Genomic DNA, 24,827 nt, shown 5'->3' with positions numbered 1-24,827 from the left:
TTGAGAGGAGCTCATCATGGGATGGCTTATTTTCCTGATCGTTGCCGCGGCCGTGGTGGCCGGCGTCTTCTGGGCGAAGAAACACTTCCACCACGAGATCGACCGGGCAAAACGAATCAACCGGGCCAACAAGAACCAGTAGGCCCTGGCAGGACTTCCGCGGCGCGGGCCGTCCGGTGGAGCGGATGTTTAACCGGCGGACTGTACTTTGCGGGCCCGGGAGAGGGCCTGGTACCAGAAGAACGACTGCTTGGGCGTACGCTCCTGGTTGCTGAAGTCGACGTGGACCAGGCCGAACCGCTGTGAGTACCCGGCGGCCCACTCGAAGTTGTCCATGAGGGTCCAGACGAAATAGCCGCGCAGGTCAACTCCCGCGGCGATCCCGCCTGGGGCCGTTGCTTCGAGGGCGGCGCCCAGGTGCGACGCCAGGTAACTGACGCGCTCGCTGTCCTGCAGGGTTCCGGACACTGTGTCCGGTTCGGGGAAGCTGGCTCCGCCTTCGGTGATGTAGACCGGCGGGAGGGCCGCACCGTACCTGTCCCTGAGTTCCTGCAGCAGGACACCCAGATGCCCGGGGGCCACAGGCCAGCCGAAACCTGTGTTGCTGAACTCCGGGTAGCCCACCTCGTGGAACGGCAGCCGGGCCACGGCCTTATGCATGTCCGCGGGTATGGGGGTGACGCCCCGTCCCATGGCCACCTTGACCGGGAAGTAGTAGTTCAGCCCATAGAAATCGAGTGGCTGATGGATGGTGCGCAGGTCGGAATCGGAGATGCGCCCGATCGAGCGCAGCCACGGCCTGGCATAGACCGGGAGGTTGGGATAGCGGCCCAGCAGTACCGGGTCTGCATAGATCCTGTTCATTAACAGGTCGTACAGGTGTGCCACCACCCGGTCGCCGATCCCGCGGGATGCCGGCCGGATGGGGGCGTGCAGGTTCGTGACTCCGATTCCGCCCCGGACGCCTGCCGCGCGGAGTGCCTGGACGCCCAGCCCGTGGGCCAGCAGCTGGTGGTGGATGGACGGGAGCGCGTCGAACATCAAGGCCCTGCCGGGGGCATGGACGCCGAGGGCGTAGCCGTTGAGCGTCACGGATACTGGTTCGTTCAGCGTCACCCACTGTGAGACGCGGTCGCCGTACCGTTCCGCTGCGGCAGCAGCGTATTCGCCAAAGCGCTCCGCCGTTTCCCTGTTGAGCCAGCCGCCGCGGTGTTCCAGCGGCAGCGGGGTGTCCCAGTGATACAGCGTGGCCATCGGGGCGATGCCGGCTTCCAGCAGTTGGTCGATCAGCCGGTCGTAGAAGTCGAGGCCCTCCGGATTGAGCCTGCCGCGGCCATCGGGCTGGATGCGAGGCCAGGCGAGGGAGAACCGGTAGGAGTCAACGCCGAGTTCCTTGAGCAGCGCGACGTCTTCGGGCAGCCGGTTGTAGTGGTCGCACGCGACGGCGGGGGAGTGGCCGTCAATGATGGCGCCGGGCTTCTGGGCAAAGGCGTCCCAGCCTGAGGGGCCGCGGCCGCCGTCGGCCAGCGCGCCTTCGATCTGGAAAGCCGCAGCAGCCACGCCAAGGGTGAACGACGGCGGCATGCGGCTGGCCAGTTCAGTGACGGATTCGGTGCTCTCCAGCGTCATGTCCCCATCATCCATTCGCCGGGCAGCCAGGGCAATGGGTGGGCGTGCAACACTGCGGATGACCGGCCGCCAGGCCTTGCGCCCGGGCTGAGGCAGGCGATTGGCTTCTGCCGCAGATATCCGGCATACTAGATGAGTTGTTCAAGCGCTTCTTCGTGTCCCGATCCGGATAATGCCGGGTGTCAGGGTCCAAGTGGAAGCCCAAACATAACCCACCCCAATGGAAAATGCGGATTTGTTTGCGTGTACAGCGCGACACGCCCGACCGCGGGGGTCGGTTGCGCCGGCAAGGTGAGGAACCCGGATTTATCCGGATTCAGTTTGTGCGGCGGATGGTGGTTACGACCTCAATTGCTTCGGCAGCCATACAACAGGTAAGTGAACAGGGCAGCCCTAACCCGGGGAAGCACAGACTGAAAGAGAGTCAGGCGACATGGCGGGACAAAAAATCCGCATCCGGCTGAAGTCATACGACCACGAGGTCATTGACGTTTCAGCACGGAAGATCGTTGAGACGGTCACGCGCGCAGGCGCAACGGTAGTTGGCCCCGTGCCGCTGCCCACGGAGAAAAACGTGTACTGCGTTATCCGCTCTCCGCACAAGTACAAAGACAGCCGCGAGCACTTTGAAATGCGCACGCACAAGCGTCTTATCGACATCATCGATCCCACGCCCAAGGCTGTCGACTCGCTCATGCGCCTCGACCTGCCGGCCGACGTGAACATCGAAATCAAGCTGTAGGGAGGTGCTGAGAAACTATGACCGCAACCCGTAACGTAAAGGGCCTGCTGGGCACGAAGCTCGGCATGACCCAGGTCTGGGACGAGAACAACAAGCTCATCCCCGTCACTGTGGTCCAGGCAGACTCGAACGTCATCACCCAGCTGCGCAACGCAGAGGTCGATGGCTACGTCGCCGTTCAGATCGGCTACGGCCAGATCGATCCCCGCAAGGTCACCAAGCCGCTGGCTGGTCACTTTGAAAAGGCAGGCGTCACGCCTCGCCGCCACGTCGTCGAACTCCGTACCGCAGATGCTGCCGAGTACGAGCTGGGCCAGGAACTCTCCGTTGAGCTGTTCGCTGCCGGCCAGAAGATCGACGTCATCGGCACCACTAAGGGTAAGGGCTTCGCCGGTGTTATGAAGCGTCACGGCTTCCACGGTGTTGGAGCTTCCCACGGTGCCCACAAGAACCACCGTAAGCCCGGTTCAATCGGTGGCGCATCCACCCCGAGCCGCGTCTTCAAGGGCATGAAAATGGCCGGCCGCATGGGCGCCGTGCGTCACACCACGCTGAACCTCACGGTCCACGCGGTTGACGCCGAGAAGTCGCTGCTCCTGATCAAGGGTGCCGTCCCCGGCGCCCGCGGCCAGGTCGTCTTCGTACGTACCGCCGTGAAGGGAGCCTAGTTCAATGGCTAACACTGTCCAGGTTGACCTGCCTGCCGAGATCTTCGACGTCCAGACCAACGTGCCGCTGCTGCACCAGGTTGTCGTTGCCCAGCTCGCTGCTGCTCGCCAGGGTACCCACAAGACCAAGACCCGCGCTGAAGTTTCCGGTGCAGGACGCAAGCCGTTCAAGCAGAAGGGCACCGGCCGCGCCCGTCAGGGTTCAATCCGTGCTCCGCACATGACCGGCGGTGGCGTTGTCCACGGTCCCACCCCGCGTGACTACAGCCAGCGGACCCCCAAGAAGATGATTGCTGCTGCACTGCGCGGCGCACTGTCTGACCGGGCCCGCAACGGACGCATCCACGTTGTCGCCGACCTGGTTGAAGGCACCAAGCCCTCCGCCAAGACCGCACTGGCAACGCTGCGCGGCGTTTCCGACCGCAAGAACCTGCTGGTCGTTATCGAGCGCGCCAACGATGTTGCTGCACTGTCCGTGCGCAACCTCGCCGGTGTCCACGTTCTGTACGCAGACCAGCTGAACACCTACGACGTTCTCGTCTCTGATGACGTTGTCTTCACCAAGGCTGCTTACGAAGCATTCGTTGCCGCTAAGGCAGCTAAGAACGAGGAGGATGCCAAGTGAGTGCAGCCACCATCAAGGATCCCCGCGACGTCGTGCTTGCACCCGTCGTGTCGGAAAAGAGCTACGGCCTGATCGACGAGGGCAAGTACACCTTCCTGGTGGACCCCCGTTCGAACAAGACCGAGATCAAGCTGGCCGTGGAGAAGATTTTCTCCGTCAAGGTCGAATCGATCAACACCATCAACCGTGCCGGTAAGCGCAAGCGCACCAAATTCGGATGGGGTACCCGCAAGAACACCAAGCGTGCGATTGTCACCCTCAAAGAAGGCACCATCGACATCTTCGGCGGTCCGCTCGCGTAGCGGAGACCACTTTAACGAGGAAATAAATTATGGGAATCCGTAAATACAAGCCGACTACCCCGGGCCGTCGTGGCTCGAGCGTAGCGGACTTCACCGAAATCACGCGGTCGACGCCGGAAAAGTCGTTGGTACGTCCGCTGCCCAAAAAGGGCGGCCGTAACAACACCGGTAAGATCACCACCCGTCACAAGGGTGGCGGACACAAGCGCCAGTACCGTCTGATCGACTTCCGTCGCCACGACAAGGACGGCGTTGACGCCCGCGTTGCTGAAATTGAGTACGATCCGAACCGTACGGCTCGCATCGCCCTCCTGCACTACGTTGATGGCACCAAGCGCTACATCATCGCCCCGAACAAGCTGTCCCAGGGTGACTTCGTGGAGGCCGGCCCCAACGCTGACATCAAGCCGGGCAACAACCTGCCCCTGCGCAACATCCCCGTGGGTACCGTTGTGCACGCAGTGGAGCTGCGTCCGGGCGGCGGTGCCAAGATGGGCCGCTCCGCCGGTGCATCCATCCAGCTCGTTGCCAGGGAAGGCCGTTTCGCCCAGCTGCGTCTGCCCTCCGGCGAAATCCGCAACGTTGACGTGCGCTGCCGCGCAACCGTCGGCGAGGTCGGCAACGCCGAGCAGTCGAACATCAACTGGGGCAAGGCCGGCCGCATGCGCTGGAAGGGCGTCCGCCCGACCGTCCGTGGTGTCGCCATGAACCCGGTTGACCACCCGCACGGTGGTGGCGAGGGTAAGACGTCCGGTGGACGTAACCCCGTCAACCCGAACGGTCAGCGTGAAGGCCGCACGCGCCGCCCCAACAAAGAGAGCGACAAGCTTATTGTTCGTCGCCGTCGTACTGGCAAGAACAAGCGATAGGAGCCTGGAAACATGCCACGCAGCCTGAAAAAAGGTCCTTTCGTTGACCAGCACCTCTTTGTGAAGGTAGCCAGGGAAAACGAAAAGGGCACCAAGAACGTCATCAAGACCTGGTCCCGCCGTTCGATGATCATCCCCGACATGCTCGGACACACGATCGCCGTACACGACGGACGCAAGCACATTCCGGTGTTTGTCACCGAGTCGATGGTCGGGCACAAGCTCGGCGAATTCGCTCCCACGCGGACATTCCGCGGCCATGTCAAGGACGACCGTAAGGGCAAGCGCCGCTAGGCGCCTGCACTTACGTCAAAGACGAGAGAAGGAAAGCAATGGAAGCCAAGGCAATTGCGCGCCACATCCGCGTAACGCCTATGAAGGCCCGGCGCGTCGTCAACCTTGTTCGTGGTTTGCAAGCGAATGAGGCTCTGGCAATTCTGAAGTTTGCCCCGCAGGCAGCTTCGGAGCCGGTATTCAAGGTAGTTCAGTCGGCAATCTCCAACGCCCGGGTCCTCGCAGACCGCGACGGCGTTGCGTTTGACGAAGGCGACCTCATCATCAGCGAAGCGTTTGTTGATGAAGGCCCGACCATGAAGCGGTTCCAGCCGCGTGCCCAGGGTCGTGCATTTCAGATCAAGAAGCGCACCAGCCACATCACCGTGGTAGTCGCTACCCCGGAGAAAGAGGAGGCTCGCTAAGTGGGACAGAAAGTAAACCCGCACGGGTTCCGACTCGGCATCACCACCGATCACGTATCGCACTGGTTCGCTGACAGCACCAAGTCCGGACAGCGGTACAAGGACTTCGTTCGCGAAGACATCCGTATCCGCCAGCTCATGTCCACGGGCATGGAGCGCGCCGGCATCGCCAAGGTCGAGATCGAGCGCACCCGTGACCGCGTCCGCGTGGACATCCACACGGCCCGCCCCGGCATCGTCATCGGCCGCCGTGGAGCAGAAGCAGACCGCATCCGCGGCGAGCTCGAAAAGCTCACCGGCAAGCAGGTCCAGCTGAACATCCTCGAGGTCAAGAACCCCGAGATGGAAGCACAGCTTGTTGCCCAGGGCGTTGCAGAGCAGCTGACCTCGCGTGTGGCTTTCCGCCGCGCGATGAAGAAGGCCATGCAGTCCGCACAGCGTGCCGGTGCCAAGGGTATCCGTATCGCTTGCTCGGGCCGCCTGGGTGGCGCTGAAATGTCCCGCTCGGAGTTCTACCGCGAAGGCCGTGTGCCCCTGCACACCCTCCGCGCGAACATCGACTACGGCTTCTACGAAGCCAAGACCACCTTCGGCCGCATCGGCGTGAAGGTCTGGATCTACAAGGGCGACGTCACCGCCAAGGAACTGGCCGCACAGGCTGCTTCGGCACCGTCCCGCGGACCCCGCTCCGACCGTGGCGGACGTCCGGGTGGCGCTGACCGTGGTGACCGCCGTCGTCGCAACGACCGCCCGGCCGCTGACGCAGCTCCTGCTGCAGAGGCTCCGGCAGTTGAGGCTGCACCTGCAGCAGCAGAAGGAGGACAGGCTTAAATGCTTATCCCACGTCGAGTCAAGCACCGTAAGCAGCACCACCCGGGTCGTTCCGGCGCTGCTACGGGCGGCACCGAGGTCTCGTTCGGCGAGTGGGGTATCCAGGCTCTGAGCCCGGCATACGTCACCAACCGTCAGATCGAATCTGCCCGTATTGCGATGACCCGCCACATCAAGCGTGGCGGTAAGGTCTGGATCAACATCTACCCGGACCGTCCCCTGACCAAGAAGCCTGCCGAAACCCGCATGGGTTCCGGTAAGGGTTCACCGGAATGGTGGGTCGCCAACGTCAAGCCGGGCCGGGTTCTCTTCGAACTCTCCGGTGTCAATGAAGAGGTAGCTCGCGAGGCCCTGCGCCTGGCAATCCACAAGCTGCCGTTGAAGGCACGCATTGTGCGTCGCGAAGGTGGTGAGTAGAAATGGCAGTAGGATCCAAGGATCTGGCTCCCGCGCAGCTGGACGGTTTCGACAACGAGCGTCTCGTAGAAGAACTCCGTAAGGCTAAGGAAGAGCTGTTCAACCTGCGTTTCCAGTCCGCCACCGGTCAGCTGGAGAACCACGGTCGCCTGCGTGCAGTAAAGAAGGACATTGCCCGCATCTACACCGTTCTCCGCGAACGCGAGCTGGGCATTCGTGCCGAGGTTGCCGCACCGGTTGTGGAAGCCAAGGAAGAAAAGAAGTCCAAGAAGGCTGCAACCAAGAAGGCCGAGAAGGCTGAAACGGCTGAGTCCGAGGAGGACGCCAAGTGAGTGAAAAGGACCAGAACGTGACCGAATCTGCTACTGCAGCCACGGCTGAGCAGCGCGGTTACCGCAAGACCCGTCGCGGCTACGTGGTCTCCGACAAGATGGAAAAGACCATCGTTGTCGAGGTTGAAGACCGCGTGAAGCACGCACTGTACGGCAAGGTCATCCGCCGCACCTCCAAGGTCAAGGCACACGACGAAGAGAACACCGCCGGCATCGGCGACCTCGTTGTCATCGCCGAGACCCGTCCGCTGTCCGCCACCAAGAACTGGCGGCTCGTGGAAATCCTCGAAAAGGCCAAGTAGCACCTGCTGCTGGCTGGAAGCCCCTGTTCCCTTCCGGGAGCGGGGGCTTCCTCGTTTAACCTTCGCTGCGCGCACGCCCGCTCACTTTTGGTGGCTTTCCATTAGACGCCAGCTCACTCGCTTCAAGGGAGTGAGCGGGCGTTGGTCCCATAGCCGCCACGAGTGAGCTCGCGTTGAGGTGGGGGATCACGACGGCGGCGGGCCGGCCGCGCGGGGGAGCGGCACCCTGGACGGGACGAACGGCTGCCCTGCGTGACGTCGTCGTACGTCCCGCCCTGCTTGCGGGGCAGGACGTGCTGGTGATATGGGAACTGGCGAAAAGCATGCTAGGATATTGAGTTTGTATGGCGCCTTCTGTGCGCCGTCATCAACCTCGTAAACAAGCGTGCCACAGCACAGTGCCCCTGTGCGCCCGGGATCCGTCCCGGACCGGATGGGAGCAACTGCTTCTGGCACAGGCGTTTAGGCCTGGTCTGGCAAAATCCAGGCGGGTCAAGAGACACCCCGATCAACCGTTCCGCAAGGCTCATTCCGTAGCAAGACCACGGCCTGAGAACCGGCGCGACGCAAGGAGTAAATAGTGATTCAGCAGGAGTCGCGACTGAAGGTCGCCGACAACACGGGTGCTAAGGAAATCCTTACCATTCGCGTTCTCGGTGGATCCGGCCGTCGCTACGCAGGCATCGGTGACGTCATCGTCGCCACCGTCAAGGATGCAATCCCGGGCGGCAACGTAAAGAAGGGCGATGTTGTCAAGGCAGTCATCGTCCGTACCAAGAAGGAACGCCGCCGTGCGGATGGTTCCTACATCAAGTTTGACGAGAACGCAGCTGTGATCCTGAAGAACGACGGTGACCCCCGCGGTACCCGTATCTTTGGACCGGTTGGTCGTGAACTCCGTGACAAGAAGTTCATGAAGATCGTTTCTCTGGCTCCGGAGGTGCTCTAGTCCATGGCTGCAAAGATCAAGAAGGGTGACCTGGTTCAGGTCATCACTGGCGCCAAGGCTGAGCGCGGCGGCGACCGCGGCAAGCAGGGCAAGGTTCTGCGCGTCTTCACCGACACCAACCGCGTGCTGGTTGAGGGTATCAACCGCGTCACCAAGCACACCCGTGTTGGACAGTCGCAGCGCGGCACCAAGACCGGCGGCATCGAGGTCGTAGAGGCCCCGATCCACATTTCCAACGTGGCCCTGGTTGACCCGTCGACCAAGAAGCCGACCCGTGTGGGCTTCCGCCTCGACACTGTGGAGAAGAACGGTGTCAAGAAGACCGTCCGTATCCGCGTGTCCAAGAGCTCCGGGAAGGACATCTAATGACTGAGACTCTCGAGACTCCGGCAACGAAGATCGTTCCTCGTCTGAAGACCAAGTACGCCGAATCCATCAAAGCAACGCTCCAGGATGAATTCAAGTACGAGAACGTGAACCAGGTACCCCGTCTGGTGAAGGTTGTTGTGAACATGGGTGTTGGAGATGCCGCCAAGGACTCCAAGCTGATCGACGGCGCTGTCCGCGACCTCACCCAGATCACCGGCCAGAAGCCGCAGGTTACCAAGGCCCGCAAGTCGATCGCACAGTTCAAGCTGCGCGAAGGCATGCCCATCGGTGCACACGCAACCCTGCGTGGCGACCGCATGTGGGAATTCGTGGACCGCCTCGTTTCGCTGGCCCTGCCCCGTATCCGCGACTTCCGCGGCCTCAGCGGCAAGCAGTTCGACGGCAACGGCAACTACACCTTCGGTCTGACCGAGCAGGTTATGTTCCACGAAATCGACCAGGACAAGATCGACCGCGTACGCGGTATGGATATCACGGTCGTCACCACCGCCAAGACCGATGACGAAGGCCGCGCGCTGCTCAAGGCGCTTGGTTTCCCGTTCAAGACCGAAGCTTAATTAGCTACGTAAAAGGTCCGGCCGCACAGCTTCCTGAAGCCTGCGGCGGAAACCGTTACGAGGAAGGGCAAGAGCCCAAATGACAATGACAGATCCTGTCGCAGACATGCTTACGCGCCTGCGTAACGCAAACTCGGCATACCACGACTCCGTGTCTATGCCTTACAGCAAGCTGAAGGCTCGCGTTGCTGACATCCTCAAGGCCGAAGGTTTCATCGCCGGCTGGAAGGAAGAAGACGCCGAGGTTGGCAAGAAGCTGACCCTCGACCTGAAGTTCGGTCCGAACCGCGAGCGTTCCATCGCTGGCGTCCGCCGCATCTCCAAGCCGGGTCTCCGCGTTTACGCGAAGTCCACCAACCTGCCGCACGTGCTGGGTGGCCTGGGTATCGCAATCCTGTCCACCTCTTCCGGCCTCCTGACTGATAAGCAGGCCGGCAAGAAGGGCGTGGGCGGCGAAGTCCTCGCGTACGTCTGGTAACGGGAAAGGAAGAGAATAATGTCACGTATTGGACGTCTCCCCATCACCGTTCCTGCCGGCGTTGAGGTCAGGGTTGACGGCTCTGTCGTCAGCGTCAAGGGTTCCAAGGGCGAGCTGAGCCACACTGTGGCCAGCCCGATCGAGGTTGCACTTGACGACACCACCCTGACCGTCAGCCGCCCGAACGACGAGCGCGCCTCCCGTTCACTCCACGGCCTGACCCGCACCCTGATCGCCAACATGATCCAGGGCGTTACCGCAGGCTACGAGAAGAAGCTTGAAATCGTTGGCACCGGTTACCGCGTGCAGGCCAAGGGCTCCGACCTTGAGTTTGCCCTCGGCTACAGCCACCCGGTCAGCGTTTCGGCTCCTGACGGCATCACCTTTGCAGTAGAGGGACCGACCAAGCTCTCTGTCTCAGGCATCAACAAGCAGCAGGTCGGCGAGGTTGCTGCCAACATTCGCAAGCTGCGGAAGCCTGACCCGTACAAGGGCAAGGGCATCCGTTACGCCGGCGAAGTCATCCGCCGCAAGGTCGGAAAGGCTGGTAAGTAACCATGGCCATCGCCATTAACAAGAAGCGTACGAACAAGAGCAAGGCTGCTGGTCGCAGCCGCCGCCAGCTTCGTATCCGCAAGCGCATTTCCGGTACGGCTGTCCGCCCCCGCTTGGTGGTCAACCGCTCCGCACGCCACGTATTTGTCCAGGTTGTCGATGACACCATTGGCCAGACCGTAGCAAGCGCGTCCACCCTGGAAGCCGACCTCCGTGCATTCGACGGTGACAAGACTGCCAAGGCCAAGCGCGTTGGCGAGCTCGTTGCCGAACGTGCCAAGGCTGCCGGCGTCGAGGCTGTCGTGTTCGACCGTGGTGGTAACAAGTACCACGGCCGCATCGCAGCCGTCGCTGACGGTGCTCGCGAAGGTGGGCTGTCACTGTGACCGAAGCAAACAACGAAAAGGACACTGTGTCTGCAGATCAGAAGGCACCCGAGGCCGCAGCTGCTGAGACCACTGCCCCCGCCACCGACGATCGCCGTGGTGGCGCCCGTCGCGGTGAGCGTGGCGACCGTGGCCAGGGCCGTGGCGACCGCGGTGGCCGTGGCGGCCGCGATGGCGGCCGTGACGCCGAAAAGAACCAGTTCGTAGAGCGCGTTGTCACCATCAACCGCGTTTCCAAGGTCGTCAAGGGTGGTCGTCGCTTCAGCTTCACCGCACTCGTCGTCGTTGGTGACGGTAACGGCATGGTTGGCGTCGGCTACGGCAAGGCCAAGGAAGTTCCCGCAGCTATCGCCAAGGGCGTTGAAGAAGCCAAGAAGTCCTTCTTCCGCGTTCCGCGCGTTGGCAACACCATCCCGCACCGCGTGCAGGGTGAAGCTGCTGCGGGCGTCGTTATGCTGCGTCCGGCTTCCGCCGGTACCGGTGTTATCGCCGGTGGCCCGGTCCGTGCAGTACTGGAGTGCGTGGGCATCCACGACATCCTCTCCAAGTCGCTCGGTTCCTCCAACGCCATCAACATCGTTCACGCGACCGTTGATGCCCTGAAGCGCCTCGAAGAGCCGGCAGCTGTGGCAGCACGCCGCGGCCTGCCGCTGGACGAAGTTGCTCCGGCTGCACTGGTGAAGGCTCTCCTGGCTCCGAAGGCAGGTGTGTAACCATGGCTAAGAACCTGGTTCCCTCCGACGCAAAGTTGGAAATCACCCAGATCAAGGGCGTCATTGGCGTCAAGCAGAACCAGCGCGAGACCCTGCGGTCCCTCGGCCTGAAGCGCATCGGACACACCGTTGTCCGTTCCGCCGACGCCGTTACCGTGGGCATGCTCAACACGGTTCCGCACCTCGTGAACGTTGAGGAGGCGAAGTAAATGGCAGAGAAGACTGCTGAACAGGGTCAGGCTGCTGAGAAGCAGAACGCCCTGAAGGTTCACCACCTGCGTCCCGCCCAGGGTGCCAAGACCGCCAAGACCCGCGTGGGTCGTGGCGAGGCATCCAAGGGTAAGACCGCCGGTCGCGGTACCAAGGGTACGAAGGCCCGCTACCAGGTAAAGGCTGGCTTTGCCGGCGGCCAGCTGCCGCTGCACATGCGCCTGCCCAAGCTGCGCGGCTTCAAGAACCCGTTCCGCGTTGAGTTCCAGGTTGTAAACCTGGACAAGCTCAACGAACTGTTCCCCGAAGGTGGCGCTGTCACCGTGGAGAACCTGGTCGAAAAGGGCGCCGTTCGCAAGAACCAGCCCGTCAAGGTGCTGGGCACCGGCGACATCACCGTCAAGGTTGACGTCACCGTCCACGCATTCTCGGCCAGCGCCGCGGAAAAGATTGCTGCTGCAGGCGGAAGCACCACCGCCCTCTAAGGACGGTGGGGCGAAAGCCCGTAGCTGAACTCCCGGTGACCGGGGCCCCAGGCCCCTGGTCGCCGGGAGTTTTTTCATCCGCCAAGGGGTTCCATTAGGCGCATTTGCGGTGCCATCCGGCGCAGTTGCGCTGCCCCGGATTGTTCGCATGGCGCATACAACCGTTAGACTCGGTTGTTGGGATTCATAGATCCCCATCACACCACTCTTCTTCACACCACAGGAGGACGCTTGCTTAGCGCATTTGGCCGGGCCTTTCGCACGCCTGATCTGCGACGCAAGTTGTTGTTCACGCTGGGAATCATCACCATCTTCCGCTTGGGTGCCTTCATTCCCTCGCCTGGTGTGAACTACCAGAATGTCCAGCAATGCTTGCAGAACGGACAGACGGCAGGTGGGCTGTACCAGCTCGTGAACCTGTTCAGCGGCGGTGCCCTGCTGCAGGTGTCCATCTTCGCCCTCGGCATCATGCCGTACATTACGGCCAGCATCATCGTGCAGCTCCTCCGGGTGGTCATTCCCCGGTTCCAGCAGCTGTACGAAGAGGGAGCCTCGGGCCAGTCCAAGCTGACCCAGTACACCCGGTACCTCACCATCGCCCTGGGCCTGCTCAACGCCACCACCCTGGTGTCCCTGGCCCGCTCCGGCCAGCTCCTTCCCGGGTGTGCGCTGCCGATCATCCCGGATGAAAGCATCATCACCACCATCCTGATCATCATCACGCTCACGGCCGGCACCGGCCTGATCATGTGGATGGGCGAGCTCGTCACGGAGAAGGGCGTCGGCAACGGCATGTCCCTGCTGATCTTCACCTCGATCGCTGCAACGTTCCCCACGTCCCTGGGCGCCATCTGGACCTCGCAGGGCCCCGGAACGTTCTTCATCGTCCTGGCCGTCGGCCTGCTGACCGTGGCCCTGGTGGTCTTCGTTGAACAGTCCCAGCGCCGCGTCCCTGTGCAGTATGCCAAGCGGATGATCGGACGCCGGACCGTTGGCGGCACCAGCACCTACATTCCCATCAAGGTGAACATGGCCGGCGTTATCCCGGTGATCTTCGCTTCCTCCATGCTCTACCTGCCCGGACTGATCTCACAGTTCAACCAGCCGAAGCAGGGCGAGCAGCTCCAGCCATGGGTTGAATGGATCAACAACAACCTGACCCGAGGCGACCACCCGATCTACATGGCGATCTACTTCGCCCTGATCGTGTTCTTTACCTACTTCTACGTCGCGATCACCTTCAACCCTGAAGAGGTCTCGGACAACATGAAGAAGTACGGCGGCTTCATCCCGGGCATCCGGGCAGGCAAGCCGACGGCTGATTATCTGCAGTACGTCCTCTCCAGGATCACCCTGCCCGGCGCCCTCTACCTGGGCTTCGTGGCACTGATCCCGCTCGTCGCCCTGGTCCTGATCAATGCCAACCAGAACTTCCCGTTCGGTGGCACCTCGATCCTGATCATGGTGGGCGTTGGCCTGGAGACCGTAAAGCAGATTGACGCGCAGCTACAACAACGTCACTACGAAGGGCTTTTGCGATGACGAGAATGCTGATTATTGGACCTCCCGGTTCCGGAAAAGGAACGCAGGCTGAGCGGATTTCGGAGCGCCTCGGCGTTGTGGCAATCTCCACCGGCGACATCTTCCGTGCCAATGTGAAAGGCGAAACGCCGCTTGGCATCGAGGCCAAGAAGTACATGGACAACGGAGACTTTGTTCCGGACAGCGTGACCAACAAGATGGTCCGCGACCGCCTCAGCGAGTCCGACGTCGAATCCGGCTTCCTGCTGGACGGCTACCCCCGCACTACCGCCCAGGTGGACTACCTTGACGAGATCCTCGCCAAGAACGAGGAGAAGCTCGACGTCGTCCTGCAGCTCACCGCGGACGATGAGGAACTGGTGCACCGCCTCCTGGGCCGGGCCAAGGAAACGGGCCGGAGCGACGACAACGAAGCCGTCATCCGCCACCGCCTTGACCTCTACCACGAGCAGACCGAAGCCGTGGTGGCGAAGTACGCCGAGCGCGGCATCCTCACCCAGGTGGACGGCATTGGCCCCATCGACGAAGTGACCGACCGCGTCATGCAGGCCATCAAGGCCGCACAGGCGGCCTGATCCAGGCCACTGGTTTATTTGAGGCTCCTCCCGGCACCCGGGAGGAGCCTCAGCCATTTGAAAGGAAACACCATGGCCTTCGGCCAGCCCCGCATCGAATTCAAGAACAACGCCCAGATGCGCACCATGCACGAGGCAGGCCTGGTCCTGAGCCAGGCACTGGACGCCGCCGTGGCTGCGGCAGCCCCCGGCGTAACCACCAAGCACCTGGATGACGTCTTCGCCGCCGTGCTCAGCGAGGCGGGCGCGAAGTCGAACTTCCTTGGCTACCACGGCTTCCCGGCCACCATCTGCACATCCGTGAACGACGAGGTGGTGCACGGCATCCCCGGGGGCAGGGTCCTTCAGGACGGCGACATCATCTCCATCGACGGTGGCGCGATCGTCAACGGGTGGCACTCGGATTCGGCGCGGACCGTCATCGTGGGTACTGCCGACCCGGAGGACCAGCGCCTCTCCGACGTCACGCAGGCGGCCATGTGGCGGGGGATCGCGGCGGTGGCCACCGGGTCCCACGTGGGCGACATCGGCGCCGCCATTGACGACTACGTGTCGTCAGTGTCCGGGAAGCCGCTGGGCATCCTTGAGGACTATGTGGGGCACGGCATCGGGTCTGAGATGCACATGGCACCGGATGTACTGAACTACCGCACCAACCACCGCGGGCCCAAGATCAAGCCGGGCCTGTGCCTGGCCATCGAACCCATGCTCGTCCGGGGCGGCATCGAAACCGCCGTCCTCGACGATGACTGGACTGTGGTGACCACTGATGGCAAGCGCTCCTGCCAGTGGGAACATTCCGTCGCGGTCCACGAGAAGGGCATCTGGGTGCTTTCGGCGCCCGACGGCGGTGCGGAGCACCTTGTTCCCCTCGGCGTCACCCCGGTGCCGATTCCGTAGGGTGCGGTGATTGAGCTTGAACCTCTCGATCGGTGATTGAGCTTGTCGAAATCTGGCGGGGTTTCGACAAGCTCAACCTCCGGCCCCAGTGCCGTCCGGTTCCCACCGCAGCAGTTCGCCCGGCTGGCACTCCAGGACCTCGCACAGCGCCTCAAGGGTGGTGAAACGCACTGCCTTGGCCCTGCCGTTCTTGAGTACGGCCAGGTTGGCGGGAGTGATTCCGATGCGCTCGGCCAGCACGCCCACCGGCATCTTGCGTTTGGCGAGCACCACATCGATATCCACGATGATGGCCATCAGATCACCTCATCGAGTTCGGAGCGCAGGTGCTTCGCCTCTGCGTCGCGGGCCACGGCCTGGGCCAGCAGCGTGCGCAGCACCAGGACAAGCAGGGCCACGCCGCCCACCATGAGAGCAGCGCCGCAGATCAGCAGGACGACTCCGGGGGCGACATCTCCCGGCGCCAGCAGGACGGCAATCCCGAACACCAGTACCGCTGCTGCGGAGATGGCCGCGAAAATCACGTCCACGAACCTGAAGGCTCCGTGGGAGAACACATTGCCTCGCCGCACCATGGTCAGCAGGCGCCAGACACAGACCGCCGTGACCTGCACGCACGCGATGCCGAGGACCACGATGATGAGCAGGGCCGTCCGTGGACCGTCAGGGGCGCCTGCCTCCTGCAGGTCCACGGACAGCAGCGGGACCATCCGCACCTGAACAAACAACGAGCCAGCAAGAACCAGCGCAATGACAACGCGCAGGGCGAGGACGGTCAGTCTTCCCACGAAAATCTCCTAATATCGAATATCAGGAAAATTCTATTGTTTATCGATAGGTTAAACAACCGGCCGATCTCTGCGCGAACCGGTCCGCGCCGGGTCCTATGCCTTCAGCTTGGGCTTCACATCCTTGGTGTACAGGCCCTCAAGGGTGGCCTTCAGCTCCGTCATGGTGGCTTTGACATCGGCCTGCTGGGTGAGGATCTTCGCGGCGGCCTTGGCCATTTCCTGGTCGGCGCCGGGCAGGAACGCGCGGGCGTTGTCCTGGACGCGGGTGACGGCCAGCTGGTCCATGGCAGTCTTGATCTGTGGTGTCTTGGCAAGCACCGCGGTCATGTCCGCTGACGTGCGCGTGGGCATGTAGCCGGTGGCAGCGGAGAACTCAGCGGTGTTCTCCGGTTCGGTGACGAACTGGAGGAACATTGCGGCTGCGAGCTGTTCTTCGCGGGTCACGCCGCTGGGGATGCCCAGGCCCGCCCCGCCGGTGGGGCACACGCCTGTCTTGGCTTTGGAGCCGCCCGGCAGGAATCCGACGCCCACGTTGAAAGAGGCAGATTTCAGAATGCCGATGAGCGAGCCCGTGGAGGACAGAGTGGCCGATGCGAGGCCCGCAGCGAAGTCGTCAGCAGACTCCTTCGAGGACACCCCGGCCCAGCTGTCCTTGTAGACCGAGTCCTGCACCGCCTGGAGCGCGGCTACCGACTCGGGCGAGTCGCACGTGATGTCCCAGTCCTTGGACCAGCCGCCGCCCTCGCCCCACAGGTTGTTCTGCAGGGTCCAGCCAGCGTAGCCGGCCAGGGCCGGGTGCATGAAGGCGTACTGGGCGCCGGTGGCTGCCTTGAGCTTCGGCGCCCACTCGGCGAATTCCTGCCAGGTGGCGGGCGCGCGGTCCGGAAGGCCGGCGGCCGCGAAGTGGTCTTTGTTGTAGTAGAACAGCGGGGTGGAACGGCCATAGGGGAGCGCCCACTGCTGGCCGTCGTATTTGTAGTCGTCCACCAGCGACGTACGGAAATCGTCCAGCTTGACGTCCAGCTGCTTGATGAGGGCGTCCAGCGGAATGATGCTTTCGTTCAGGTAGTAGCGGAACCACCACACGTCGGAGAGGACCACCAGCGCGGGAAGGCCCGATTTGGCGGCCTGTGCGGTCTGGAACTTCTGGGCAATCTCCTCATAGTTCGCACCGGCCGTGACCAGGTTGACCTTGATGCCAGGGTTTTTGGCCTCAAACTTCGCGATGATGCTCTTCTCCACGTCCTGCGACTTGCCGGGGTGGTTGGACCAGAAGTCGAATGATGCGGCGGGCTTCACGCCGTCGAAGTCAAGCGCCGCGGTGGTCTGTTCGGAGCCCGCCGACGTGGAGGGACCGCCGCACGCGGTGAGGGCCGCCGCGCCCGCCCCGGCGCCGGCCAGGGAGAGGAAGAGCCGCCGGCCCACCGGGGAGGTGAGGATATTTCGTGCCAAGGTTGTGCCTTTCTGTGGTGCCGGTGGGGTACTGCGGGCGCAGCCCATCAGCCGGCTTGATGCGGAGGAGGAAAGAAGAGGGGACGACGGCGGGAGGCCGGCGGGATCAGCCGGTGACGCTACCCTGCGTCAGGCCGGCAACGATGTAGCGTTGCAGCATGGCGAAGACCACGAGGATAGGCAGGATGACCAGCACCGCGCCAGCCATCATGATCCCCCAGCCGGCACCGTTGCCTTCCGAGTTCTGCAGCAGGGTGAGGCCCACTGGCAGCGTCATGCTTTCGGGCTTGTCCGTGATGATCAGCGGCCAGATGTAGTCATTCCACTCACTGACCACCGTCACCAGGGCCACCGTGGCAATTGAGGGCAGGGACACCGGGGCCACCACCTGCCACAGCCGCCGCCAGTGGCCGGCGCCGTCAATCTCGGCTGCCTCGAGGATGGACGCGGGCAGCGTCAGGAAGTGCTGGCGCAGCAGGAAGGTCCCGAACGCTGTGCCAAGGCCGGGAAGGATGATGCCCCACAGGGTGTTCTTCCCACCCATCCCGGCCACCAGGATGTAGTTGGGCAGGATGGACACCTGCGCGGGAACCATGAGGGCCACGAGGATCAGCACGAAGATCAGCTTCTTGAACGGGAACCGGACGAACACCAGCGCGTAGGCCGTGAGGATGGCCAGCAGTACCTTGATGCTGGAACCAACCACGGTGACCACCGTGCTGTTGAGGAAGAACTGTCCGAACGGAACGGTGGTCATTGCCACGCGGTAGTTCTCGAGGTTGAGGCTTTCGGGCAGGACCTTGAGGTCCAGGGTGACAATTTCGCCGGGCTGCTTGAACGAGCTGAGGACCATCCACAGCAGCGGCAGGAACACCACCAGGACGGCGGCCGCCAGCGGCAGGTATCCGGCGAGCAGGGTGGCGGTGAGGTTTTGCCGGCTGAAGGCGTGCGCCCGGGGCGGGGTGCCGCCGTCGTGCGCCTGGCTCGTCTCTGTTGCGGCAGGAGCCGTGGGCGCGGTCATGAGTAGTGCACCTTCTTTTCGACAAAGCGGAGCTGCAGCACAGTGATGACCAGGAGGATCACGAACAGCACGACGGAGATGGCGGCCGAGTAGCCGGCGCGGTTGTAGGCGCCGAACGCCTGCAGGTAGGCCTCGTAGATCAGTGTGCTGGTGCCGGAGCCCAGCGGTGTCATGATGCGGATGAGGTCGAACGCCTGGAGCGAGCTGAGCATGGTGGTGATGAGCAGGAAGAACGTGGTGGGGGACAGCAGGGGAATTGAGATGCTGGCGAAGCGCCGGAAACGGCCCGCGCCGTCCAGGGAGGCCGCCTCCATAACGTCCTTCGGCAGTGACTGCAGCCCCGCGAGGAATACGACAGCGCAGTAGCCCAGGTTTTTCCACACGTAGACCAGGATCACCATGGCCAGGGAGAGTTGCGGATCGTTGATCCATTGGGGGCTCTGCTGGCCCAGCCCGCGGAGGATCCAGGACAGGACGCCGTAGCCGGGGTCGAAAATGAACAGCCACACCAGGCCCACACCCACGCCGGAGAGCACGTACGGGGCGAACACTGCCGCCCGGGCGAACGTAGTGCCTCGCACCTTGCTGTTGAGTGCCAGGGCCACCAACAGCCCCAGGACCATTGATCCGGCCACGGTGGTGGCGGTGAAGATCGCGGTGGTGCCCAGCACCTTTCCGGCGTCCGCGCTGGTGAAGAACGTCAGGTAGTTCTCCAGGCCGACGACGGTGGCGGACGCTGAGCCCAGCGTCCAGTTCAGCGTGGAGTAGTAGATGTTGTTGATCAGCGGCAGGTACGTGAAAGTGCCGATCAGCAGCAGGTTAGGGAACGCGAGGGCCAGGAAGACGAAGAAGTCCCGGCGGGACCTGGCGGACCAGCGGCGGCGGGGAACGGATCCGGCAGGGCTGGCCGGCGGTTCGGCGGGCAGGTCTGTCCTGGACCCGGCGAGGGAAGTAGTCATGGGTCTCTTCTGGAAAGGGGGCCTGGGAGCAGGCACACGGTCAGGAAGTCGACTCTCACTCCACCACACGGCCACCGGCGGGAAGCCCGAAAAGCGGCCCGGGCACGAACTGTTGGCCGAGCCTTCGGTTGCCGTTTCCATGCTGTTTGCGCAGGTGAAGGCGCAGAATTGGGTGCATGGGATCTTTGACGGATGTGCCCGGTATCCGGGTAGGCCATGTCCACAAAACCGGTGACGGCTGGCTGACGGGAGTGACGGTGGTGCTGCCGCCCGTCGGGACCGTGGGTTCGGTGGACGTCCAGGGCGGCGGCCCCGCGACGCACGAGACCGACGCTTTGGACCCCACCACCCTGGTCCGCCAGGTGGATGCGGTAGTGCTGGCCGGGGGCAGCGCCTACGGCCTGGCCTCCGCCGTCGGGGCGCAGCGCTGGTGCGAGGAGAATGGCCGCGGTTTCGCCGTGCCCGGGGGAGTGGTGCCCATCGTCCCGGCCGCCGCGATCTTCGACCTGGGCCGGGGCGGCGACTTTGCGGCGCGTCCGACGCCGGAGATGGGCTACGAGGCTGCCGCCGCCGCTGCGGCGCAAACGGAAGGGCACGACGTGGGCCGCGGCAACGTCGGAGCCGGCGCCGGAGCACTCATTGGCAGGGGACAGGTCAAGGGCGGGGTTGGGACGGCGTCGGTCACGCTCGACAACGGGGTGGTAGTCGGCGCGCTGGCCGTGGTGAATGCGTTGGGCCTGCCGGTGGGCGGGCCAAGCGAAACCCAAGGGGATTTCAACAGGCTCAATCAACGGGACGGCACGTCCGATCACCTGCCCCTGAACACCACCATCGTCGTGGTGGCCACCAACGCCGTGCTGGATGTGGCGGAGTGCAAGCGGACGGCTGCCGCGTCCCATGCCGGGATCGCGCGGGCCCTCAATCCTTCGCACACCCTGGCGGACGGCGACACTGTGTTCTGCCTCGCCACCGGCGCCGTGGCCCTGGACCGCGCGGACGAAGCCGCCCGGCAACTAAGCCTGGTGACCCTGCAAAGTGCGGCAGCCGACGTCGTACGCCAAGCCATCCTGGACGGTGTGGCACACGCGGAACCGGTCAGCACTTCGGCGGGTGATTATGGTGCGTACGGCGGGCAGATGCGCTAGCATGGCTGGATTTAACTTTCGCTGCCAAATGGCGTAGTGTTGCTTGTTGGTTGTCTGGACTGGTACGCCCTTTTGGGCCCGCTGAGGACAATCGATCCAACAAAAACGTTCGTGGCCATGGCCGGTGCAATCCGGCAGGGCTGCGGCAACAACAGTTAGCGGAGGGTATGGCCAAGAAGGACGGGGTCATTGAGATCGAAGGCGTTGTGACCGAGGCGCTGCCTAACGCGATGTTTCGCGTTGAGCTCACCAACAAGCACATCGTTCTGGCACACATCTCTGGAAAGATGCGTCAGCACTACATCAGGATCCTCCCGGAGGACCGCGTAGTGGTGGAGCTGAGCCCGTACGACCTCACCCGTGGTCGTATCGTCTACCGCTACAAGTAAATTGCTGGGCGGCTTCAGTGCGAACTGAAGGCCGCTCCAGTTGACCACTGCCACACGCAAAGGAATGCCATGAAGGTCAAGCCGAGCGTCAAGCAGATCTGCGAAAAGTGCAAAGTGATCCGCCGTAACGGCCGGGTCATGGTGATCTGCGAGAACCCGCGCCACAAGCAGCGCCAGGGCTAATTTCCTTCCCTGAAGGAAACCCTGGGTTGCTAACCCACGCAAGTAAATAAAGGCAGCACAAGCTGATCTGGAACATTGAGCTCTAACGAGTCTGGACAGCTAACCCCCGGTCGGAGGCTGGGGCCGTACGTAACGTGCGGGTGTACTGCCTACGACCTCCGGTTTATTCAAGGAGTACCGCCACTATGGCTCGTCTCGCTGGCGTAGACATTCCCCGCGAAAAGCGGCTGGAAATTGCGCTTACTTACATCTACGGCGTGGGCAAGACCCGTGCACACGAAACCCTGGCCGCCACTGGCATCAGCGCTGACGTTCGCGTCAAGGACCTGACCGATGCCCAGCTGGTTGAGCTGCGTGACTACATCGAAGGCAACTACAAGGTTGAGGGTGACCTTCGCCGCGAAGTAGCAGCTGATATCCGCCGCAAGGTTGAAATCGGCAGCTACGAAGGCCTGCGCCACCGCAAGGGCCTGCCCGTACGCGGTCAGCGTACGAAGACCAACGCCCGTACCCGCAAGGGCCCGAAGCGTACCGTCGCCGGCAAGAAGAAGGCCCGTTAAAATCCCCGTCGGGATTAACGGAGCTTTCCCCAATAACTTTCTGTAGGAGAAGAAATGCCCCCAAAGACTCGTGGCGCCGTCCGCAAGCCGCGTAAGAAGGACAAGAAGAATATCGCGCTCGGCCAGGCGCACATCAAGAGCACCTTTAACAACACCATCGTTTCCATCACGGATCCGACCGGCGCTGTTATTTCCTGGGCTTCCTCTGGTGAGGTTGGCTTCAAGGGCTCGCGTAAGTCCACCCCGTTCGCTGCCCAGATGGCTGCCGAAGCCGCCGCAAAGCGTGCGCAGGAGCACGGCATGCGCAAGGTAGACGTTTTCGTCAAGGGACCGGGTTCCGGACGCGAAACCGCAATCCGTTCGCTGCAGGCCGCAGGCCTCGAGGTTGGCTCCATCCAGGACGTCACCCCCGCAGCGCACAACGGCTGCCGCCCGCCGAAGCGCCGCCGCGTCTAAGTCTTTCTGCCGCAGAGCTTGCCCGGACCAGGAATGGGCCGGGCAAGCCCAGCGCGTTAAGTCTCAGACCGAATTTCCACCACCTGTGTTGCGTCATATAGCGGATGCTCGCCGAAAGGAAACCTAAGTGCTCATTGCACAGCGCCCCACCCTCTCCGAAGAGGTAGTCTCCGAAAACCGTTCGCGTTTCATCATCGAACCGCTGGAACCGGGCTTCGGCTACACCCTCGGAAACTCCCTCCGCCGTACCCTGCTCTCCTCCATCCCCGGTGCCGCTGTAACCAGCATCCGGATCGATGGCGTGCTGCACGAGTTCACCACGGTTCCGGGTGTCAAGGAAGATGTCACTGAGATCATCCTGAACATCAAGAGCCTGTCGGTTTCCTCCGAGCACGACGAGCCTGTTGTGGCTTACCTGCGCAAGCAGGGCCCCGGAGTCGTCACCGCCGCGGACATCGCTCCGCCGGCCGGCGTCGAATTCCACAACCCGGATCTGCACATTGCCACGCTGAACTCGAAGGGCAAGTTCGAACTCGAACTGACCATCGAGCGCGGCCGCGGCTACGTTTCGGCAGCTCAGAACAAGTCCGGCGACGCAGAGATCGGCCGTATTCCGGTCGACTCCATCTACTCGCCGGTGCTGAAGGTTACTTTCCGCGTGGAAGCAACCCGTGTTGAGCAGCGCACCGACTTCGACAAGCTGATTGTCGATGTCGAGACCAAGCAGGCCATCGCCCCGCGCGATGCTGTTGCTTCCGCAGGTACCACCCTGGTGGAACTGTTCGGTCTGGCCCGTGAGCTGAACACCGCAGCTGAAGGTATCGAGATCGGCCCGTCGCCCACCGACGCTGCCCTGGCAGCCGACATGGCACTGCCGATCGAGGATCTGGACCTCACCGTCCGTTCCTACAACTGCCTCAAGCGTGAGGGCATCCACACCGTGGGTGAACTCGTTGCCCGCTCCGAGGCTGACCTGATGGACATCCGCAACTTCGGTGCCAAGTCCATTGACGAGGTCAAGGCAAAGCTGGTTGAACTGGGCCTGTCCCTCAAGGACTCGCCTCCCGGTTTTGACCTCGCAGCACGCGCCGCAGCAATCGAAGAGGACGACGCCGCTTTCGGCGACGACGAACTCTAAACCAGACCTTGGCCGGCGGGCAGCACCACGGTGTGCCGCCCAACGGCTTCCACATGAGGAGAAACAATTATGCCTACCCCCACTAAGGGTCCGCGCCTCGGCGGCGGCCCGGCTCACGAGCGCCTCATGCTCGCGAACCTGGCAGCAGCACTGTTCGAGCACAAGCGGATCACCACCACGGTGACCAAGGCCAAGCGCCTGAAGCCGTACGCAGAGCGCCTTGTCACCTTCGCCAAGCGCGGCGACCTCGCTTCCCGCCGCCGGGTTCTCGGCCTGATCAGCAACAAGGGCGTCGTCCACGAGCTGTTCACCGACATTGCCCAGGCAGTGGAGAACCGCGACGGTGGCTACACCCGCATCACCAAGATCGGCAACCGCAAGGGCGACAACGCTCCCATGGCTGTCATCGAGCTGGTTCTTGAGCCGGTTTCCGCCAAGCAGGCCGTTGTAGCCGAGGCTACCCAGGCTGCTGCAAAGGCTGCTCCGGCTGCCGAGGAAGCTCCCGCTGAAGAGGCTCCCGCTGCTGAGGAAGCTGCCACCGAAGAGGCTCCGGCCGCTGAGGAGACCGCTACCGAAGAAGCTGCTGCTGAAGAGGCTCCGGCCGCTGAGGAAGCTCCCGCCGAAGAGAAGGACGCGAAGTAATTCGCTGATTTTCTTCGCATAGACTTGAGTCTATGAACCACCAAAAACCCGCGGCCCCCGTATTGGGGGGCGGCGGGTTTTTGCGTATCCGGCTTGATCTTTCGTACGACGGCGGCCCCTTCAGCGGGTGGGCCGTCCAGCCGGGGCGCCGGACGGTCCAGGGCACGCTCGAAGAGGCCCTCGAGCTGCTGGTCCGGCGTCCCCTGCGGGTGACCGTCGCCGGCCGGACAGATGCCGGGGTGCATGCCCGAGGCCAGGTAGTCCACCTCGACCTTGCGGAAAGCGAGTGGCTCGGGATGGCCCGGGGGCACGAACTCGACCCCGCCACTGCGATGACGCGCAGGCTTCGCGGGGCACTGAACCGTGTGCTGGGGGACCTGACGGGCGCGGTGCAGGTCCGCGGAATCGCACCGGCACCTGACGGTTTTGATGCGCGGTTCTCCGCGCTGTGGCGACGCTACAGCTACCGGATCGCTGACGGCCCGGCGCTGTGGGATCCGCTGGAGCGCGCGTTCACGCTGTGGCACAAGAATCCGCTGGATGTGGAGCTGCTGAACCAGGGGGCCGCACGGCTCCTGGGCCTGCAGAACTTCCTGTCCTTCTGCAAGCCCCGTGAAGGTGCCACCACCATCAGGGAACTGCAGCGCTTCGAATTTGCCCGCGCTGAGGATGGCGCCATCGTGGCCACAGTGCAGGCGGACGCCTTCTGCCACAACATGGTCCGGGCCCTGATCGGCTCCGCCCTGTACGTGGGGGAGGGCACCGTGGAACCCGGGTGGCTGTATGAGCGCCTGCTGGCCCAAAAGCGTGATGCCAAGTCCGTGCTGGCCGCCCCGCATCCCCTGGTGTTCGAGGAAGTCGCTTACCCTTCAGACACGGAACTGCTCGCCCGTGCTGAACTCACCCGGGCACGACGGGAACACTGATCCCCACCCT

Annotated in this window: 38 protein-coding genes; 32 read left to right on the top strand and 6 right to left on the bottom strand. The window is 63.1% G+C overall.

What is annotated here, in order from left to right; all coding sequences use genetic code 11:
* Positions 1–16: 16 nt before the first annotated feature.
* Entirely contained in the window at positions 17–142 is a 126-nt protein-coding gene (locus ACHL_RS24835; protein WP_015937854.1) for a hypothetical protein, read from the top strand.
* Between the two features lie 47 nt (positions 143–189).
* On the opposite strand, the gene ACHL_RS13585 is transcribed toward ACHL_RS24835, so the two are convergent.
* Positions 190–1,629 (bottom strand): GH1 family beta-glucosidase, encoded by a 1,440-nt coding sequence (locus ACHL_RS13585; protein WP_015937853.1) that lies wholly within the window; start codon positions 1,627–1,629, stop codon positions 190–192.
* A 433-nt stretch (positions 1,630–2,062) separates the two neighbouring features.
* Between ACHL_RS13585 and rpsJ the strand changes: the two genes are divergently transcribed.
* The 23 genes from rpsJ (at position 2,063) to map (ending at position 15,155) form a co-directional block, all read left to right on the top strand.
* A complete protein-coding gene (rpsJ, locus tag ACHL_RS13580) occupies positions 2,063–2,371 on the top strand; it encodes a 30S ribosomal protein S10 (RefSeq protein WP_003803825.1) in 309 nt (102 codons plus the stop codon).
* A 17-nt stretch (positions 2,372–2,388) separates the two neighbouring features.
* Entirely contained in the window at positions 2,389–3,039 is a 651-nt protein-coding gene (gene rplC / locus ACHL_RS13575) for a 50S ribosomal protein L3 (RefSeq protein WP_015937852.1), read from the top strand.
* A gap of 4 nt (positions 3,040–3,043) precedes the next feature.
* Positions 3,044–3,664, top strand: a complete 621-nt coding sequence (gene rplD, locus ACHL_RS13570) for a 50S ribosomal protein L4 (protein WP_015937851.1) — start codon at positions 3,044–3,046, stop codon at positions 3,662–3,664.
* Positions 3,661–3,966, top strand: coding sequence for a 50S ribosomal protein L23 (gene rplW / locus ACHL_RS13565; protein WP_011692807.1), 306 nt, complete (start codon positions 3,661–3,663; stop codon positions 3,964–3,966). Before rplD ends, rplW begins: the two co-directional genes overlap by 4 nt.
* Positions 3,967–3,995: 29 nt before the next feature.
* Positions 3,996–4,835, top strand: coding sequence for a 50S ribosomal protein L2 (rplB, locus tag ACHL_RS13560; RefSeq protein ID WP_015937850.1), 840 nt, complete (start codon positions 3,996–3,998; stop codon positions 4,833–4,835).
* 12 nt (positions 4,836–4,847) lie between these two features.
* Positions 4,848–5,129: a 30S ribosomal protein S19 gene (gene rpsS / locus ACHL_RS13555; protein ID WP_003803803.1), complete on the top strand. Its 282-nt coding sequence runs from the start codon at positions 4,848–4,850 to the stop codon at positions 5,127–5,129.
* Between the two features lie 38 nt (positions 5,130–5,167).
* Positions 5,168–5,533 (top strand): 50S ribosomal protein L22, encoded by a 366-nt coding sequence (rplV, locus tag ACHL_RS13550; protein ID WP_009358304.1) that lies wholly within the window; start codon positions 5,168–5,170, stop codon positions 5,531–5,533.
* Positions 5,534–6,364 carry a 30S ribosomal protein S3 gene (gene rpsC, locus ACHL_RS13545; protein WP_015937849.1) on the top strand — a complete coding sequence of 277 codons (831 nt, stop codon included), beginning with the start codon at positions 5,534–5,536 and terminating at the stop codon, positions 6,362–6,364.
* Positions 6,365–6,781: a 50S ribosomal protein L16 gene (gene rplP / locus ACHL_RS13540; protein WP_015937848.1), complete on the top strand. Its 417-nt coding sequence runs from the start codon at positions 6,365–6,367 to the stop codon at positions 6,779–6,781.
* 2 nt (positions 6,782–6,783) lie between these two features.
* Complete coding sequence (gene rpmC, locus ACHL_RS24830; RefSeq protein ID WP_015937847.1) at positions 6,784–7,113, top strand: 50S ribosomal protein L29; 330 nt, start codon at positions 6,784–6,786, stop codon at positions 7,111–7,113.
* On the top strand, positions 7,110–7,415 hold the full coding sequence (rpsQ, locus tag ACHL_RS13530) for a 30S ribosomal protein S17 (RefSeq protein ID WP_015937846.1): 306 nt from the start codon (positions 7,110–7,112) through the stop codon (positions 7,413–7,415). Before rpmC ends, rpsQ begins: the two co-directional genes overlap by 4 nt.
* A gap of 580 nt (positions 7,416–7,995) precedes the next feature.
* Entirely contained in the window at positions 7,996–8,364 is a 369-nt protein-coding gene (gene rplN, locus ACHL_RS13525) for a 50S ribosomal protein L14 (protein ID WP_003803789.1), read from the top strand.
* Positions 8,365–8,367: 3 nt separating this feature from the next.
* On the top strand, positions 8,368–8,730 hold the full coding sequence (gene rplX / locus ACHL_RS13520; protein ID WP_015937845.1) for a 50S ribosomal protein L24: 363 nt from the start codon (positions 8,368–8,370) through the stop codon (positions 8,728–8,730).
* Positions 8,730–9,311, top strand: coding sequence for a 50S ribosomal protein L5 (gene rplE / locus ACHL_RS13515; protein WP_015937844.1), 582 nt, complete (start codon positions 8,730–8,732; stop codon positions 9,309–9,311). Before rplX ends, rplE begins: the two co-directional genes overlap by 1 nt.
* 79 nt (positions 9,312–9,390) lie before the next feature.
* Entirely contained in the window at positions 9,391–9,789 is a 399-nt protein-coding gene (gene rpsH / locus ACHL_RS13510) for a 30S ribosomal protein S8 (RefSeq protein ID WP_015937843.1), read from the top strand.
* Positions 9,790–9,807: 18 nt separating this feature from the next.
* The gene (gene rplF, locus ACHL_RS13505) at positions 9,808–10,344 is read left to right on the top strand and encodes a 50S ribosomal protein L6 (protein WP_015937842.1); all 537 of its coding nucleotides are present in this window, start codon (positions 9,808–9,810) and stop codon (positions 10,342–10,344) included.
* Positions 10,345–10,346: 2 nt separating this feature from the next.
* Positions 10,347–10,730: a 50S ribosomal protein L18 gene (gene rplR / locus ACHL_RS13500; protein WP_015937841.1), complete on the top strand. Its 384-nt coding sequence runs from the start codon at positions 10,347–10,349 to the stop codon at positions 10,728–10,730.
* Positions 10,727–11,443: a 30S ribosomal protein S5 gene (rpsE, locus tag ACHL_RS13495; RefSeq protein ID WP_015937840.1), complete on the top strand. Its 717-nt coding sequence runs from the start codon at positions 10,727–10,729 to the stop codon at positions 11,441–11,443. The genes rplR and rpsE overlap by 4 nt, the downstream gene beginning before the upstream one ends.
* A gap of 2 nt (positions 11,444–11,445) precedes the next feature.
* Positions 11,446–11,652 (top strand): 50S ribosomal protein L30, encoded by a 207-nt coding sequence (rpmD, locus tag ACHL_RS13490; protein WP_015937839.1) that lies wholly within the window; start codon positions 11,446–11,448, stop codon positions 11,650–11,652.
* Positions 11,653–12,138, top strand: a complete 486-nt coding sequence (gene rplO / locus ACHL_RS13485) for a 50S ribosomal protein L15 (RefSeq protein WP_015937838.1) — start codon at positions 11,653–11,655, stop codon at positions 12,136–12,138.
* A 231-nt stretch (positions 12,139–12,369) separates the two neighbouring features.
* Positions 12,370–13,680 (top strand): preprotein translocase subunit SecY, encoded by a 1,311-nt coding sequence (secY, locus tag ACHL_RS13480; protein ID WP_015937837.1) that lies wholly within the window; start codon positions 12,370–12,372, stop codon positions 13,678–13,680.
* A gap of 5 nt (positions 13,681–13,685) precedes the next feature.
* A complete protein-coding gene (locus ACHL_RS13475) occupies positions 13,686–14,255 on the top strand; it encodes an adenylate kinase (RefSeq protein ID WP_171908938.1) in 570 nt (189 codons plus the stop codon).
* Between the two features lie 72 nt (positions 14,256–14,327).
* Positions 14,328–15,155 carry a type I methionyl aminopeptidase gene (gene map, locus ACHL_RS13470; RefSeq protein ID WP_015937835.1) on the top strand — a complete coding sequence of 276 codons (828 nt, stop codon included), beginning with the start codon at positions 14,328–14,330 and terminating at the stop codon, positions 15,153–15,155.
* 72 nt (positions 15,156–15,227) lie between these two features.
* Here the strand turns inward: map and ACHL_RS13465 are convergent, their stop codons facing one another.
* From ACHL_RS13465 to ACHL_RS13445, 5 genes are all read right to left on the bottom strand, one after another.
* The gene (locus ACHL_RS13465) at positions 15,228–15,452 is read right to left on the bottom strand and encodes a helix-turn-helix domain-containing protein (protein WP_015937834.1); all 225 of its coding nucleotides are present in this window, start codon (positions 15,450–15,452) and stop codon (positions 15,228–15,230) included.
* Complete coding sequence (locus ACHL_RS13460; RefSeq protein ID WP_015937833.1) at positions 15,452–15,943, bottom strand: DUF2975 domain-containing protein; 492 nt, start codon at positions 15,941–15,943, stop codon at positions 15,452–15,454. The genes ACHL_RS13465 and ACHL_RS13460 overlap by 1 nt, the downstream gene beginning before the upstream one ends.
* 96 nt (positions 15,944–16,039) lie before the next feature.
* On the bottom strand, positions 16,040–17,398 hold the full coding sequence (locus ACHL_RS13455; protein ID WP_244266467.1) for an ABC transporter substrate-binding protein: 1,359 nt from the start codon (positions 17,396–17,398) through the stop codon (positions 16,040–16,042).
* A 106-nt stretch (positions 17,399–17,504) separates the two neighbouring features.
* Positions 17,505–18,419 (bottom strand): carbohydrate ABC transporter permease, encoded by a 915-nt coding sequence (locus ACHL_RS13450; protein WP_015937831.1) that lies wholly within the window; start codon positions 18,417–18,419, stop codon positions 17,505–17,507.
* On the bottom strand, positions 18,416–19,378 hold the full coding sequence (locus tag ACHL_RS13445; RefSeq protein ID WP_015937830.1) for a carbohydrate ABC transporter permease: 963 nt from the start codon (positions 19,376–19,378) through the stop codon (positions 18,416–18,418). The genes ACHL_RS13450 and ACHL_RS13445 overlap by 4 nt, the downstream gene beginning before the upstream one ends.
* Positions 19,379–19,554: 176 nt before the next feature.
* Between ACHL_RS13445 and ACHL_RS13440 the strand changes: the two genes are divergently transcribed.
* From ACHL_RS13440 to truA, 8 genes are all read left to right on the top strand, one after another.
* Complete coding sequence (locus ACHL_RS13440; protein WP_015937829.1) at positions 19,555–20,523, top strand: P1 family peptidase; 969 nt, start codon at positions 19,555–19,557, stop codon at positions 20,521–20,523.
* Between the two features lie 167 nt (positions 20,524–20,690).
* Positions 20,691–20,912, top strand: a complete 222-nt coding sequence (gene infA, locus ACHL_RS13435) for a translation initiation factor IF-1 (RefSeq protein WP_009358723.1) — start codon at positions 20,691–20,693, stop codon at positions 20,910–20,912.
* Between the two features lie 69 nt (positions 20,913–20,981).
* Complete coding sequence (gene rpmJ / locus ACHL_RS13430; RefSeq protein ID WP_009358722.1) at positions 20,982–21,095, top strand: 50S ribosomal protein L36; 114 nt, start codon at positions 20,982–20,984, stop codon at positions 21,093–21,095.
* A gap of 185 nt (positions 21,096–21,280) precedes the next feature.
* Positions 21,281–21,655 (top strand): 30S ribosomal protein S13, encoded by a 375-nt coding sequence (rpsM, locus tag ACHL_RS13425; RefSeq protein WP_003803743.1) that lies wholly within the window; start codon positions 21,281–21,283, stop codon positions 21,653–21,655.
* Between the two features lie 54 nt (positions 21,656–21,709).
* On the top strand, positions 21,710–22,111 hold the full coding sequence (rpsK, locus tag ACHL_RS13420; RefSeq protein ID WP_009358720.1) for a 30S ribosomal protein S11: 402 nt from the start codon (positions 21,710–21,712) through the stop codon (positions 22,109–22,111).
* A gap of 127 nt (positions 22,112–22,238) precedes the next feature.
* Entirely contained in the window at positions 22,239–23,249 is a 1,011-nt protein-coding gene (locus ACHL_RS13415) for a DNA-directed RNA polymerase subunit alpha (protein ID WP_013601812.1), read from the top strand.
* A 69-nt stretch (positions 23,250–23,318) separates the two neighbouring features.
* Complete coding sequence (rplQ, locus tag ACHL_RS13410) at positions 23,319–23,891, top strand: 50S ribosomal protein L17 (protein WP_015937828.1); 573 nt, start codon at positions 23,319–23,321, stop codon at positions 23,889–23,891.
* 32 nt (positions 23,892–23,923) lie between these two features.
* Positions 23,924–24,817 (top strand): tRNA pseudouridine(38-40) synthase TruA, encoded by an 894-nt coding sequence (truA, locus tag ACHL_RS13405; protein ID WP_015937827.1) that lies wholly within the window; start codon positions 23,924–23,926, stop codon positions 24,815–24,817.
* Positions 24,818–24,827: the final 10 nt, after the last annotated feature.

Origin of the sequence: Pseudarthrobacter chlorophenolicus A6 (genome assembly GCF_000022025.1) — a bacterium.
Taxonomy (GTDB): Bacteria; Actinomycetota; Actinomycetes; order Actinomycetales; family Micrococcaceae; genus Arthrobacter; species Arthrobacter chlorophenolicus.
The sequence above is the reverse complement of the archived record's forward strand: the minus strand, read 5'-3'. Positions and strand labels throughout refer to the sequence as shown.

Excerpts from the sequence above, each read along its gene's own strand:
- ACHL_RS24835 (WP_015937854.1), top strand. The coding sequence starts at position 17 with ATGGGATGGCTTATTTTCCTGATCGTTGCCGCGGCCGTGGTGGCCGGC.
- ACHL_RS13585 (WP_015937853.1), bottom strand. The coding sequence starts at position 1,629 with ATGACGCTGGAGAGCACCGAATCCGTCACTGAACTGGCCAGCCGCATG.
- rpsJ (WP_003803825.1), top strand. The coding sequence starts at position 2,063 with ATGGCGGGACAAAAAATCCGCATCCGGCTGAAGTCATACGACCACGAG.
- rplC (WP_015937852.1), top strand. The coding sequence starts at position 2,389 with ATGACCGCAACCCGTAACGTAAAGGGCCTGCTGGGCACGAAGCTCGGC.
- rplD (WP_015937851.1), top strand. The coding sequence starts at position 3,044 with ATGGCTAACACTGTCCAGGTTGACCTGCCTGCCGAGATCTTCGACGTC.
- rplB (WP_015937850.1), top strand. The coding sequence starts at position 3,996 with ATGGGAATCCGTAAATACAAGCCGACTACCCCGGGCCGTCGTGGCTCG.
- rpsS (WP_003803803.1), top strand. The coding sequence starts at position 4,848 with ATGCCACGCAGCCTGAAAAAAGGTCCTTTCGTTGACCAGCACCTCTTT.
- rplV (WP_009358304.1), top strand. The coding sequence starts at position 5,168 with ATGGAAGCCAAGGCAATTGCGCGCCACATCCGCGTAACGCCTATGAAG.
- rplP (WP_015937848.1), top strand. The coding sequence starts at position 6,365 with ATGCTTATCCCACGTCGAGTCAAGCACCGTAAGCAGCACCACCCGGGT.
- rpmC (WP_015937847.1), top strand. The coding sequence starts at position 6,784 with ATGGCAGTAGGATCCAAGGATCTGGCTCCCGCGCAGCTGGACGGTTTC.
- rplX (WP_015937845.1), top strand. The coding sequence starts at position 8,368 with ATGGCTGCAAAGATCAAGAAGGGTGACCTGGTTCAGGTCATCACTGGC.
- rplE (WP_015937844.1), top strand. The coding sequence starts at position 8,730 with ATGACTGAGACTCTCGAGACTCCGGCAACGAAGATCGTTCCTCGTCTG.
- rpsH (WP_015937843.1), top strand. The coding sequence starts at position 9,391 with ATGACAATGACAGATCCTGTCGCAGACATGCTTACGCGCCTGCGTAAC.
- rplF (WP_015937842.1), top strand. The coding sequence starts at position 9,808 with ATGTCACGTATTGGACGTCTCCCCATCACCGTTCCTGCCGGCGTTGAG.
- rplR (WP_015937841.1), top strand. The coding sequence starts at position 10,347 with ATGGCCATCGCCATTAACAAGAAGCGTACGAACAAGAGCAAGGCTGCT.
- rpmD (WP_015937839.1), top strand. The coding sequence starts at position 11,446 with ATGGCTAAGAACCTGGTTCCCTCCGACGCAAAGTTGGAAATCACCCAG.
- rplO (WP_015937838.1), top strand. The coding sequence starts at position 11,653 with ATGGCAGAGAAGACTGCTGAACAGGGTCAGGCTGCTGAGAAGCAGAAC.
- ACHL_RS13475 (WP_171908938.1), top strand. The coding sequence starts at position 13,686 with ATGCTGATTATTGGACCTCCCGGTTCCGGAAAAGGAACGCAGGCTGAG.
- map (WP_015937835.1), top strand. The coding sequence starts at position 14,328 with ATGGCCTTCGGCCAGCCCCGCATCGAATTCAAGAACAACGCCCAGATG.
- ACHL_RS13465 (WP_015937834.1), bottom strand. The coding sequence starts at position 15,452 with ATGGCCATCATCGTGGATATCGATGTGGTGCTCGCCAAACGCAAGATG.
- ACHL_RS13450 (WP_015937831.1), bottom strand. The coding sequence starts at position 18,419 with ATGACCGCGCCCACGGCTCCTGCCGCAACAGAGACGAGCCAGGCGCAC.
- ACHL_RS13445 (WP_015937830.1), bottom strand. The coding sequence starts at position 19,378 with ATGACTACTTCCCTCGCCGGGTCCAGGACAGACCTGCCCGCCGAACCG.
- ACHL_RS13440 (WP_015937829.1), top strand. The coding sequence starts at position 19,555 with ATGGGATCTTTGACGGATGTGCCCGGTATCCGGGTAGGCCATGTCCAC.
- infA (WP_009358723.1), top strand. The coding sequence starts at position 20,691 with ATGGCCAAGAAGGACGGGGTCATTGAGATCGAAGGCGTTGTGACCGAG.
- rpmJ (WP_009358722.1), top strand. The coding sequence starts at position 20,982 with ATGAAGGTCAAGCCGAGCGTCAAGCAGATCTGCGAAAAGTGCAAAGTG.
- rpsM (WP_003803743.1), top strand. The coding sequence starts at position 21,281 with ATGGCTCGTCTCGCTGGCGTAGACATTCCCCGCGAAAAGCGGCTGGAA.
- rpsK (WP_009358720.1), top strand. The coding sequence starts at position 21,710 with ATGCCCCCAAAGACTCGTGGCGCCGTCCGCAAGCCGCGTAAGAAGGAC.
- rplQ (WP_015937828.1), top strand. The coding sequence starts at position 23,319 with ATGCCTACCCCCACTAAGGGTCCGCGCCTCGGCGGCGGCCCGGCTCAC.
- truA (WP_015937827.1), top strand. The coding sequence starts at position 23,924 with ATGAACCACCAAAAACCCGCGGCCCCCGTATTGGGGGGCGGCGGGTTT.